We start from the raw sequence: 13,366 nt of genomic DNA on the forward strand, positions 1-13,366 counted from the left end.
TTTCTCCTTAAATGTTGGTAGCAGGAATGACAACAGCATTACATGCTTTTTCATAAAATTCGATTGGACCTGCTCCTCCAATAATTGCATATTCATACCCAATCTCATGCATATCTTTTAAACAATGATGGAGGAGGGAATATCCTATCCCCTTCACTCGATTAGATTTCGCAACACCCATTGGGCCAAAATAACATTTTTTATTTTGATAAACATCAAAACCAGCAAATCCAACAAGCTCTCCCCTATTATCAAAAGCTAAATAGATGGAAGGCGTAGTACTTAAAAATGCACTTTTAATCGTTTCTGACCATTCTTGCGAAAAATGACTTTCTACAAAATGAAATAGTGTGTTTTTATCATCACGATTGACTCTACGAATATTACTAGAAATCGAATCTGGAAAATTATAATTGTGAAGATGAGTAATCATATCCCGCGAAGTCGTACCAAGCTTTAAAATCATTTTTTTGTCTTCTTCTGAAACGAATTCCTCAAGCATATTCGTCTTTATTAATGCTTTAAGTAAGTGACCTTCATTTATATAAACTTGGTTATAGTTTTGCATATAACAAGTTGCTTGTTCCAAAACTGTTAAAACATCATTTATTATTGGAACATTAAATAAATTATGACTTGTAACATTCTTGTCTGATTTTAGATCAAGTTCATTAACTAAGTTTCTTATAGAAGCTCCATCTATAGTACATTTTAATACTATTTCGCCAATGGCCCCCTCTTTTTCTTTTAAACAAGCAAGTAAAAAATGAATAGGCAGTAACACTTTATGTTGTGAAGAGAAAGCTTCTTTTTCCGCATTCTTGAAGATCCTTAACATACGATTTGTTAATTTTATATTAGCCGAATTCAAATGCCTGTCACCCTTTCATTGATTTTTTTCAACTTCTCAATTTTTAACACTGAAAAATGTTAAATAATTGAAATATTAGAATTTTATCATACTATTAATCATTTTATCTATTATAAATAGAATCGAAACTATTAATTCTCTACCAAAAATTAGAGATTTTATTAAAACGAATGTTGAATAGAGTGGCGGATAGAAGAACGAAGGCTAAAACTCACGTCCTGTGATAACGCCTTCGTGACCAAGATCATCGTCCCGTTGACGTTACGTTAGCACTACGCTTTCGCGCAAAAAAATCTGCTGTTGCCGCTGCCGCTTCGCTTTCGCACAGACAAAACCCAGATGTTGCCTCGACGCCCCCAGGAAAGCACCTGGCCGGAACGGGAATCAACCACACGTTATGGTACTGAGCCATATAAACGATTTCTAATAAATTGATTCAACATCTGAATTTAGGGATGACATTTTGCTAAACGTATGTCATGCATATAAGTTGATTGGAGTGGAGACTGGGCGACTCCTTGGGGTCAGATCACAGCGTCACAGATGAGACCCTGGAGCGCAGCGAAGCGGCTCATCGGACGCCCCCAGGAAGCTCTGCTCTGTGTGAAAGCGAAGCGTCAGCAACAAATGTTTTCTGTAGCGAAAGCAAAGCGACAGCTACAAAGCGCCCAGTCGGAACGGAAATCAACCACACGCTATGATAATAAGCCTGTTTAGTGTTAATTCCCCTTATTTTCGCTATTAGAAAACGTTAATACCTATACATCGTCACCCATTTACTTTTTCTTTAATAGTATAAAGATGTATAGAAGGAGGAGACATAAGTGGAAGTAGCAGTGTTAGACAAGAAGTGGATCGAAGAACATTTTGAAACACTTCCAATTTGGCAACAGTCAGCATATACCGACTTCGCTGCCATGGTTGCAGATGAAGCAAATACGTTTCCCTGTATTCCAGCTAGAAAAGGTTTTTTATCGAACGAGCTTCGCTATAGTTTTATCGGAGATCCACGAGAAGAGCAATCGATCAAGACGTTAGCACTATGCTTAAAGGAATACGATAAGTGCGCTCAAACATTCGGAAAATATACAACACATACCATTTTCTTCAAAACCCCTACCGATATGCATAAAAATTTCGATGTTGAGGATTATAGAAATTTATTTTGGTCAGTTTTAGACAATTTAACTAAATTTGATGATATCGATTGGCCAGAGGAAATTCCAACCGATCCAGCGCATCATGAATGGGAATTTTGTTTTAACGGTCAGCCTTATTTTGTGTCTTGTGCAACGCCCGCACACAAATTGCGCAAGAGTCGTAATTTTTCTACTTTATTATTGGCATTTCAGCCACGCTGGATATTTGAAGAAATGAACGACACTACTGTCTTTGGTCGAAAATTAAAGAAGCTTATTCGTCAACGCATTAACGAATACGACGCTATTCCAGCTCATACTGATTTAAAATGGTATGGGCAAGAAGGTAGTTATGAATGGAAGCAGTATTTTTTAAGCGATGATAATAGTAGTCCATCGAAATGTCCTTTTTTACGCATGCAACATTCTCTGCTCTTTCCACAGAACAAAGAACAATAATCAATTACACCTAATTGGTCCGGAATCGGCTTTGGGCCAGCAGATGTTTTTGTACCGAAAGCGTAGCGTCAGGTACAGATGTTTTTGTACCGAAAGCGTAGCGTCAGGTACAGATGTTTTTTGTACCGAAAGCGTAGCGTCAGCAGCAGTTGTTTGGACACCCGCTGAAAGAAGTCAAACATGCTTACCGTGTTTTTGCCTTTTCATAACAATCCAAGTCGCAATTCCTATGATGATGATAAAAAGCAGGCTCACGAAAAAACCGAGTCTGCTTGTTTTTTCCCCTAACGTCCCAGACACCGTCATCACAATGAGCAACATCCCGATACCATTCTTCACATGCTCCCACTTCGACAGCTCCATTAACTTTCTATATGTCACTAATATAAAGAGCCAGTTATAAATTAGCATTAAGCCTGCAGCTGTAACCAAATATTCAAAAATCTTTTCTGGCATAAGAAAGCCTATAACAATAGTTATGATTAATCCGCTAGCTAAAAAGAGAAATGCAGGGAACGGGACCTTCATCTTCCCTTTTTTAGCTAAAGCCGTTGGAGCATCATGATCCTCTGCCAATGTAATGAGAATCGTTATGACCGCATATAAAGAGGCTACCATTGTTGAAAAACCTGCAATAATCAAAACTCCGTTAAAAATGTCAGCAAAAAAAGGGATATGATATCCATTAAGCGCTGTAATAAATGGGCTTTCCTCAATATTAAAATCCTGCCAAGAAACAAGCGCCAAGGCAAGCATAATAGCCATTATAAAAATAACAGTTATAGAAATAAGCATCACTTTTCCGGCTTTCGGTGCTTCTTTAGGATTTTTCAAATCAATGACCATTAAACCCATCACTTCAATTCCTCCAAATGCATAAAAGGCATATAATAGCCCAAGCCAAATTCCTTTCAAACCTTGTGAGAAAAATTCTTCATAATTTGCATGTAATGCATCGAGTGTAGTTGATTCCGAATTAAATCCTTTTATTATTAAGACAACCGCTACTATAATAAACATTACAACCGCCGCTGCCTTTAACGCACCAAAAATATTTTGAAATTTTTCAAAGCCCTTCATACCTGTAAGAATAACGACTAACGCAAGTGCAGCATAAATAGAGGCAGATACCCATAATGGAAGCGTAGGAAACCACAGCTTCGTAAAAATACCGAGTGCCATCAATTGGCTTCCCATAATAAGTATCTCAGAAATTAAGTAAATCCAACCATTACTAAATCCTGCCCATTTGCCAAAAGCTTGCTTTGCATAAGTACGGAACGAACCCTTGTCCGGATTGTCAACTGACATCTTAACAAGAGCGTCATAGACAATGTACGTAGCAATCGCCGCCAACAAAAATGGAATCACAACAGCAGGACCACTTTTATGAATGGCCATACTTGTCCCAAGAAAAAATCCTGTTCCAAGTGTACAACCTATACCAAGAAGCGAAAGCTGCCACCAAGACAACTTCCCTTTACTTGTTTTAGATGTCATTTTGATCAACCCTCCTTTACTTTCTTAACAATGGCAATGTCATACAACGAATGCCACCACCGCCTTTTTCAAGCTCTGTGACATCAACTTCTATCAAATTCTTTTTTTGCAATAATGGATGCCTCGTCCAGTGCTGCTTCGTTGCTTGCTTACTAATCAACAGTGTCTCGGGATTAAGATTAATAAAATTGATATCAGGGATTGTATTATATTTTTCAAGCCAGTAAACGTCAAAGCCATGGTGATTTATAAATTGCTCTGTCATTTCAAAACGACGAGTTTGAGCTGTGAAGACGTGTACAGGATAATAACGCATAAAGTTTTTAGCTATTAGCAGATTAGCGTTCGTTACATTACAATTCATATCTAAATGAAGTGTATCGGAGCGTCTTGGCAAATCAATGATTGCAATTTCCGAAAATCCTTCTTGGAAGATACGATCCTTGATACTCTCCACAGCCTCTAACGTTGTCCTCATTCCAATATTAATAAGTACGGCATCCTTATTTAAAATGAGCACGTCCCCACATTCTAAAGCAGTAGAAGGTTGTTGAACTTTTAAATTTTTTTCTGGAAACCACTTTTCTAATAATGAGTGCGCATGTTTATACTCTGGACGCCTTAGCGAACTACCTGCCTCTCCAAGAAAAATACTATTTCCTATAACACAGGCAAGATCGCGCACAAAGTAGCGATTAATAAGCTGCTCACTTACTGTATTCTCTTCATTTGTTAGTTCCTTCGAATAATCAATAACATGGACACCCTCATTTTCTAGGGCTGTCTTAAATTCCATGAAATTCTCCATAGCTTTCACATGATTGACAGTAGCATCCCATCCTACATTTTCAGCTATTGTTAAATCTGGTACATCTAATTTTGAAGGTGCACAAAGCATAACAACCTTAAGTTCATCATGCTCAGACCAACAATTTACTTGGAATGAATCCATAAAGTATTCTCCCCTCTCATGACTATCTCTGTTAGCGTTACCACCAAGATTGGGATTATACAAATTAAAGGAGGACTTTTTTGTTATTTAGATAATTCATATATATAAGTATAAAAACAATTAAAGAAATGAGTGTAACTATGGAATACTATCAATTATGCCTCGGCATAATTGCGTCTGGAATCGGCGTTGTGCTCGCACAAAGACCTCCTTTCCGATTCCGTGACATCTGCCGGAGGCTTTAACTTCTTTCAGCGGATGTTTGGACATCCGCTGAAAGAAGTTAAATTTTTAAGACAATATGTAGGACACCAACCCATCATTTTGCCTGGTTCAGTTGTATTAATTCTCAATAACGCAAATGAAGTGTTATTACAAAAAAGATACGATGGAGGCTGGGGTCTTCCAGGTGGTTTGATGGAATTAGGAGAATGCTTAGAAGATACCGCAAAAAGAGAAGTGTTAGAAGAAACGGGATTGGTAATAGAGGACCTAAAGTTATTAGATATTTTTTCTGGTCCAGAGTATTATCTTAAAGTTTCGAATGGGGATGAATTTTACTCAGTTACGGCAGTCTATTATACAAGAAATGTTAAATGCGATTTAGTTATTAATTATAAAGAATCAGAGACAATGCAATATTTCTCACTCTTAAAGTTACCGGATGGATTAGATAGCAGATATATTGAACCATATGTAACACAGTTAGTTATAGAATAAGATTTAGAGAGAAAACTTATCACGTCTTCTCCCATTAAAGTGTTGAAAAGCTGATTTAAGTAAAAACTGCCACTTGTCAGTCTCCATCAATGAAAATACTGATGATAAGCTTGCTCAGCATCCATTTCGCTAGTAAATATTAACATATCATTTGTTAGCGGGTAATACGTCTCAAAGAGGAATAGCGCCAACTCCTGAGGATTATCCGGATTGTTCACTACTGCAACCTTCTGTATGTTTGCTACTTCCTCTATAGACGGATGTCGATAAAAAATATATACAATATCCCCTGCACTATATTGCTGTTGCTTCATTCCATCACCTTCCTATGCCTTTCCACTAGTTTGGTGTAAGAAGATGTTAAATATAATTAATTTTTGATTCTCAAGTAGATATTCATTGGAAATATTACCCTTCTAACAACACTCCCTATCATAAAATGTCACAAATAGAATATATATATCATGTGATACACTTCACAAATACAGAATTTTTGAATTATTTGGTATAATCAAGAAAAGGAGGGAAAAATATGATTAAACAATCAGTAATTGAAAATGTACTTGAAGCAGCACTTTCTACAGGTGGTGATTTTTCCGAAGTTTTCATCGAGGATAAATTTGTCAATGAATTAACATTACAAAGTGGAAAAATTGAACAAAGCATTTCAGGACGTGATTTCGGCATTGGTATACGCATTTTTTCTGGACTTCAAAGCATCTATACGTACACAAATGATTTTTCAGAGGAAGGCTTACTAGCAGCTGCAAAACGAGCAGCACTTGCCATTAAAGGAGGTACTACCGGAACGATCCAACCACTGAAAAAAGAAATTATTACGCCAATTCATAACATTATCATTCTACCAAACAGTGTAGAGCATGCTAGAAAAGCAACAATCATGCGACAGGCTAATGACATTGCTAGAAATTATGATGAACGCATCAATCAAGTTAAAGTAAGATATCTTGACGAAGAGCAGCATGTTTTAATCGCCAACTCAGAAGGGAAGTTTGTAGAAGATACGCGCATTCATAGTCGACTTGCCATCCAGGCAACCGCCTCCGAGGGCAAAGAAATGCAAACGGGCTTCTATGGTCCTGGTGCACATGCAGGATTTGAATTTATCGAAAATCTAAATCTGGAGCACTATGCTGGTGAAGCTGCACGTATTGCAGTCACTATGCTTCATGCCGATGAATGTCCTAGCGGTAAATTCCCAGTCATCATTGATAATGAATTTGGTGGTGTTATATTTCACGAGGCATGTGGTCATGGTCTTGAAGCAACAGCCGTCGCGAAAAACAATTCCGTTTTTGCAAATCGTATTGGTGAAAAAGTTGCCCCTGAAATTGTTACATATATTGATGATGGCACACTTCCAAATGAATGGGGTTCCCTTAACATTGATGATGAAGGGGAAAAAACACGAAAAAACATCTTAATTGAAAATGGTATTTTAAAAGGCTACTTGATTGATAAATTTAATGCGCGCCGTATGAAAGCTGAACCAACCGGCTCTTCTCGACGCCAATCCTATCGCTTCAATCCAACATCCCGAATGACAAACACATATATCGCTCCAGGCAGTTCTACACCTGAAGAAATTATTGCATCTACCGAATATGGTATTTATGCAAAATATATGGGTGGCGGTCAAGTAAATCCTTCGACTGGTGACTATAACTTCGCGGTTATGGAAGCTTATATTGTTAAGGATGGAAAAATCGATCGTCCTGTACGCGGTGCAACACTTATAGGCAACGGGGCAAGAACTTTACAGCTAGTTGATCGTGTTGGTAATAATCTTGCACACGGTGCTGGCATGTGCGGATCTATTAGTGGTAGTCTTCCTGTCAATGTTGGCCAGCCAATGATTCGCGTAAGTGAAATAACAGTTGGAGGAACGAAGGGGGAATAATTTATGAACATTGTAGAATATCAAGAAAAACTTCTAGATAAGGCGATAAAAGCCGGTTTTAAAGAAGCTGAAGTATATTTTGAACGAAAAAACTCTTTTCAGTGTATGCTTTACGAAGGACAAATCGATAGCTATGAAACGTCTGAGGATGGAGGTCTAAGTCTACGTGGGCTGTATAACGGAAAAATGGGTTACGCCTATACAGAAAAATTAGACGATGATTCGATGTCCTTTTTAATCGATAGTGCAAAAGCAAATGCAGATGTTCTAGATGAAGATGAATGCATAGATATTTTTGAAGGCAGTAATGAATACACGCCATATGAATTTTACAATGAGGAATTAGAAACTATTGGAATTCCTGAAAAAATAGAGCTCCTTCGTTTAATTGAACAAAAAATTCGTGCGTACGATTCTCGCATTGTAACGCTTGATTATTGTTTCCTTCAAGAATATAGCACTGAACGTTCATTAGCGAATAGTAAAAACCTATCCTTATCGCATAAGGAGAACGGTTTAGCCATCTATCTTTCTACAGTTGTCAAAGAAGGTGAGGAACTGAAAACAGGTGTATATTTGAAAATGACACGTGATTTTCATTCTCTAAATGCCGAGGAAATTGCCAAAGCAGCAGCCGAGGAAGCACTTGCGAATCTAGGCGAAAAGTCGATTCCATCTGGAAAATATCCAATCATCCTACGCTCTGATGCTACAGCCTCTTTACTAAGTATTTTTATGCCTATTCTGTCAGCTGAAAATGCACAAAAGGACCAATCTTTATTAAAAGGGAAAGTCGGTCAAAAAGTGGCGTCAGATACTTTGACATTACTGAATGCCCCATTCCATCCTGAAGCTTTGTCTGGAGCAAGCTTTGACGGTGAAGGTGTTGCAACAAAGGAGCAGGCGATAATTTCAAATGGAACACTGCAAACACTATTGCATAATAGAAAAACAGCAAAGAAGGAAGGCTGCGAATCGAGCGGGCATGCACATAAAGAGTCTTATAAAGGTGCTCTATCAATTGCTCCTCAAAATTTATATATTTCACCAGGTAAGCGATCTAAAGAGGAGTTAATTGCATCGGTCTCTGAAGGAGTTCTCATTACTGAATTATCTGGCCTTCACTCTGGTACAAATACGGTTTCTGGTGATTTTTCAGTCGCGGCAAAAGGATTCCATATTCAAGATGGTAAAATTGTCTCCCCTGTCAAGCAAATGACAATAGCCGGAAACTTCTTTGAGTTCTTAAACGATATCGAAGAATCTAGCTCAGAGCTTTACTTCTTACCGGCTGGGTATGGCTCCCCATCCCTACTTGTAAAGGAGCTATCAGTGACAGTGGAATAACGGAAAGAGCAAGTCACATTTTATAGATCCAGCTAGAATATATGATACTTCTCTTCAATGCTTGTCGCTTATCATCGCGACAAGCTTTTTGATTGCAGCTGATTAGCTTCTATGGAGATATGTTATCGACCAAATTCTGATTCAGTTGTTGTTGCAGCTGCGATACTTACAAGCTGATGACTGAATCTACAGCCTCCTGAGTAGATATGGCGATGTCGGCAAAAGAGATGCCTGCTGCCAATGCTTCGTATAGTCCATCTATAAAATCCTAAGTTTATATCTTTACCTATTGCATCAACAAGTGGGTCACTGTTCCTCTGTTTGGAATTTGCTATTGTTCTGATTAGCCTGCTTGACCGGGATAATAGCGAGCGCTCTCTCCGCGGCGTTAATCTGTCCAACCCCATTTAATGAAGACAGTCATCGTCCTTACATACCTCGTTTTATAATCATAGAAAAGTAATCTTCTCCATTCGTACTATGAATAATACGTCGAGGTTACATTTATAATTTCATATTGGAAAACGGCTAAGAAGGTTGATGGCATTATCTTCTTGGTTAAATTTTCTTCACGAGGTAAGAATATGAAACTTTTTTACCTGTTGCTACGTACTAATTATACGATAATATTTATCATGCTAGGTTAATAGAAGATGAAGGGTGGAATTTTTATGAAGAAAATATGGACTATGCTCCTTGCAGCGATACTTATTGTACCGTTAGTGCTGCAACCAGTAACCGCTCAAGCGGCAAGGGCCATCACGATTTATGTGGACGGGGTTCAATTAAAGACCGACCAGCCACCAGTGATGGTTCAAGGGCGTGTTATGCTGCCACTTAGAGCAATCTTTGAGGCATTGGATGCAAGCGTGGATTGGGATAGAAAGAAACAAACCGTTACAGCTACTAAAGGAGATACTACGGTAGTTCTTAAGATTAAATCGAGGGTAGCTACAGTTAATAACAAGACAGTTACACTTGATGTACCAGCACAGATTTTCAGTGGCAGAACAATGGTGCCGGTCCGTTTCGTTAGTGAAGCACTTGGCCAAGACGTTGACTGGAATTCAAGAAGTCAGATCGTAACTATTAACTCTGACAACCCTAGCAACCCTGACACTCCTAGTAATATCAGTATTTCTCCAGCGAGCTATGTGTCGGGTCGAGATGTTAGCAATCAGGGAGATGGGCGTGACTTGGAGGTTAGCTTCTCCAAATCGTCTACTGAATCACTTGTGGATCATTACCGGGTTCTCGTTGTGAAGGCTTCAAAAAGCTTCAATCAGGCGTCCGCTCTGAAGGTCTCTGCTTCAAATTATACGAAAGTATCGACTACCGGCTCGAATCGTTCTATAACATTATCCCAGAGTTCACGGGATGTGGACGGAGACTATATTAAAAATGATCAGCCTTATGTGATCTATGTACTTGCTGTTGGGAAGAGTTCTTATTCCAGCGTATTATCAAATTCTTCTCCGAAGATTACTCTAACGAACATGTCTTCGGTTCCAGAGGTAACAAATGTGAAGATTAGCGATAATAGCGATTTCGGCGATGGACGCGATATTTCGGTTAGCTTCACTCGTCCGCAAAATGACAATAATATTTCGAATTATCGTGTGTTTATCGTAAAGACTAAGGATGCTAACAACTTCAGTCTTACTACTGCGAATAATTTATCTAGCAGCTACTATACGACAATGTATAAATCGGGGAGCAACGGCGGTACGATGACAGGTACTCTGTCTTCCTCAGCACGTGATACGGCCGGTGAGTCCATTAAAAACGGCGTATCTTATACAGCATTCGTCCTGTCAATTAGTAGCACTGATTCAGCTATTAATAAGCTGTCATCTGCTTCTTCGTCAGTAACACTTAGTCCAAATACAGTGGCTACTCCTGTTATTACTCAAATTGATGATGTCAATGACTATGGGGATGGACGCGATTTGCGAGTTAGTTTCAACAAAATATCAAATGAGTCTAATATTAGCTCTTACCGGATCTTTGTTGTAAGAGCTAGCAACTATTCGAACTTTACATTGACGAAGGCGAATAGTCTGTCCAGCTCTTATTACACGCAGGTGAACAAGACGGGCTACAATATTACTCAGGTTCTCTCTTCAGGCGCACGAGATACAGACGGTTATGCCATTCAAAATGGGGTCAGCTATCGTGTATTCGTAATGGCTGTAGCTACGAACTCAGGGAATAACGTGTTATCGTCTGCTTCCAATGCGATTACGCTATATAGTAGCAATGTGGGTGCAGTATCGAATCTCTATACCAACGATGTAAATGATTATGGCGACGGTCGTGATCTCTATGTATCATTCACTAAAGCGGCGGATGAGTCTAATATTAGTCAATATCGCATTATGGTTGTACCAACAGCGTATTACAGTAGCTTTAGTCTGTCGGATGCTAATAATGTATCCAGCAGTAATTATACGACTGTGAACAAGTCAGGAAATAACAATTACGGGCTGACGCTCTCGGGAAATGCTCGAGATGTTCGCGGCAATTATATCACGGATAGAACTAGCTACCGTGTCTATGTTCTCTCGGTAGGCTATGGCAATTATTCCGGCAGCAATGCGCTGTCAGCGCCAACGTCTACGATTACGCTCGGTAAGAACTACAATGTGCAAGCTGTAACTAGTCTGACTGCTGCTGATGTAAATGATTTTGGAGATGGTCGTGATTTGCAGGTATCGTTCACAAAGCCTTCCGATGAAACAAATGTCAATCATTATCGGATTTTTGTCGTACCGACAGCTTATTCCAGCAGCTTCAACCTGTCACAAGCCAATAGTAACTCTAATTTCATCACAGAAAGCAAAGACGGAAATAGATCGACAACTAGATCGTTAGATTCGACTACTCGAGATGTTCGCGGTAATCTCATTACGGAAGGCACAAACTACAGTGTCTATGTTCTGACTGTAGCGAATGGAAATTCTTCAAGCGTCAATGCTCTATCTTCTGCTTCGGGAATCAAGCTTAGTAAGAACAAAGCCCTTCAAGCGGTAAGCGGTGTTAAAGCATACGATGTTGGTGATAATGGAGATGGCCAAGATTTAAAGGTAGAGTTCACGAAGCCTTCCGATGAATCGAATATAAATAATTACCGTATTCTGGTTGTCCCTGTGTCAAAGGCGAATGGCTTTGGTGTAAATGAAGCCATTAAAGCTACTTCTTATACTTTGGTAAGTAAAGGTCAATATAGTGCGATCTTGAAAGCTGGTGATAAAGATACTGAGAACCAGCAGATTAAAAACGATACAGAATATCGGGTGTATGTATTGTCAGTAGGTACGGGAAGCTCCCAGGGAATGTATAACTTGTCCGGCCCTTCTGATGTTATTAAACTGGTTAACAATGCAAAAGTTGATGAAGTAAGATCAGTATCTCTGGATGCTAAAGGAAGTAGTAACTCTTCTGATATCGAGGTAAGCTTTACGAAGGTTAATGATGAGCAGAATGTATTAGAGTATAGAGTGTTTCTGATTCCAGAGGGGCAAGCCGCTACTTTCACTAAACAGAGTGCAGAAACTATTAAAGATAAAAGTTTGTATACCATCATTAAACCCAATGGTAATAGCAACATCCGACAAACCTTGATGGTATCAAATGACGCCTTTAACGATCCAATCAAAGCAGGAACCTTGTATGTTGCTAAAGTGCTTACAGTTGCTAAGTCAGGAGCCAATGCGTTGTCAACGGCATCTAACGCAGTAACACTCAAGTCAAATCCCGTTGATACCGCTGTAAATCCAGCTACGATTACAAATGCTTCTCCTGGAGCTAACGAAATTACACTCACATTTAGTACACCTAGCAATAAGGGAAATATTAGTGGGTACGACGTTTATGCTGTTCCGAGTAATGTAACGGATTTTAGTGTAAGTAATCTTAATTCGAATTATCTGATTAATACAGTTTCTAAAGAGTATTCTGGGGAACCCATCAAGCTTAATGTAACGATACCTGGATCTTATAAGCTCTATGTTCTATCGAAACCGGATAATGTAAATGCTAAAAAAGCAGCTTTATCCGAACCTTTCCCAGTAGATGTGATACCAGCTGCAGAGATAGGCTAAAATAATTTCTTCATAGTAGGGACTCCTCAACGGTGCTTTATGTACCAACAAGAAGGAGTCCCTTCTTTTGAGCGCAGCGTAGCACAGCTCATTTGCTATCCGATAACTTCTAAGAATGATTGATCTAGATTGGAATAGGGTAATCAAGTAGATGTACAATAATAAGACTCGCTATAGTACTAAAATTTAGGATAATGTGGACATAGACTCATAAAGAAGGTCGGTTTAATGATTCGTAAAATTTAATTTGTGGAGGAACAGCGTCCACATGTGTTTACCGAACGGCTGCGTAATTTTGCCAAAGAGCCGGGAGTCTTGATTCTCTTAGAAAAGAATCATTGCCCGGATCTTGTG

9 protein-coding genes are annotated in these 13,366 nt (G+C 38.9%); 5 read left to right on the top strand and 4 right to left on the bottom strand.

Features of this window, described 5'->3' with window-relative positions; translation table 11 throughout:
* Positions 1-7: 7 nt before the first annotated feature.
* Entirely contained in the window at positions 8-871 is an 864-nt protein-coding gene (locus ACZ11_RS12915) for a GNAT family N-acetyltransferase (RefSeq protein WP_236690848.1), read from the bottom strand.
* A gap of 824 nt (positions 872-1,695) precedes the next feature.
* Between ACZ11_RS12915 and ACZ11_RS12920 the strand changes: the two genes are divergently transcribed.
* Entirely contained in the window at positions 1,696-2,469 is a 774-nt protein-coding gene (locus ACZ11_RS12920; protein WP_049666645.1) for a YqcI/YcgG family protein, read from the top strand.
* 174 nt (positions 2,470-2,643) lie between these two features.
* Here the strand turns inward: ACZ11_RS12920 and ACZ11_RS12925 are convergent, their stop codons facing one another.
* Positions 2,644-3,969: an amino acid permease gene (locus tag ACZ11_RS12925; RefSeq protein WP_049666647.1), complete on the bottom strand. Its 1,326-nt coding sequence runs from the start codon at positions 3,967-3,969 to the stop codon at positions 2,644-2,646.
* 16 nt (positions 3,970-3,985) lie between these two features.
* Positions 3,986-4,921, bottom strand: coding sequence for an arginine deiminase family protein (locus tag ACZ11_RS12930; RefSeq protein WP_049666649.1), 936 nt, complete (start codon positions 4,919-4,921; stop codon positions 3,986-3,988).
* 258 nt (positions 4,922-5,179) lie between these two features.
* On the opposite strand from ACZ11_RS12930, the gene ACZ11_RS12935 reads away from it, so the two are divergent.
* The gene (locus ACZ11_RS12935) at positions 5,180-5,641 is read left to right on the top strand and encodes an NUDIX hydrolase (RefSeq protein WP_049666651.1); all 462 of its coding nucleotides are present in this window, start codon (positions 5,180-5,182) and stop codon (positions 5,639-5,641) included.
* A gap of 86 nt (positions 5,642-5,727) precedes the next feature.
* On the opposite strand, the gene ACZ11_RS12940 is transcribed toward ACZ11_RS12935, so the two are convergent.
* Positions 5,728-5,955: a transcriptional regulator SplA domain-containing protein gene (locus ACZ11_RS12940; RefSeq protein WP_049666653.1), complete on the bottom strand. Its 228-nt coding sequence runs from the start codon at positions 5,953-5,955 to the stop codon at positions 5,728-5,730.
* A 218-nt stretch (positions 5,956-6,173) separates the two neighbouring features.
* Between ACZ11_RS12940 and ACZ11_RS12945 the strand changes: the two genes are divergently transcribed.
* The 3 genes from ACZ11_RS12945 to ACZ11_RS12955 all read left to right on the top strand — a co-directional run bounded on the left by ACZ11_RS12945 (position 6,174) and on the right by ACZ11_RS12955 (position 13,012).
* Positions 6,174-7,562, top strand: coding sequence for a TldD/PmbA family protein (locus ACZ11_RS12945; protein WP_049666654.1), 1,389 nt, complete (start codon positions 6,174-6,176; stop codon positions 7,560-7,562).
* Between the two features lie 3 nt (positions 7,563-7,565).
* Positions 7,566-8,909 (top strand): TldD/PmbA family protein, encoded by a 1,344-nt coding sequence (locus tag ACZ11_RS12950; RefSeq protein ID WP_049666656.1) that lies wholly within the window; start codon positions 7,566-7,568, stop codon positions 8,907-8,909.
* A 671-nt stretch (positions 8,910-9,580) separates the two neighbouring features.
* Positions 9,581-13,012: a copper amine oxidase N-terminal domain-containing protein gene (locus tag ACZ11_RS12955; protein WP_082172767.1), complete on the top strand. Its 3,432-nt coding sequence runs from the start codon at positions 9,581-9,583 to the stop codon at positions 13,010-13,012.
* The last annotated feature ends 354 nt before the right edge of the window (positions 13,013-13,366 follow it).

Source organism: Lysinibacillus xylanilyticus (genome assembly GCF_001183605.1).
GTDB lineage: Bacteria > Bacillota > Bacilli > Bacillales_A > Planococcaceae > Lysinibacillus > Lysinibacillus xylanilyticus.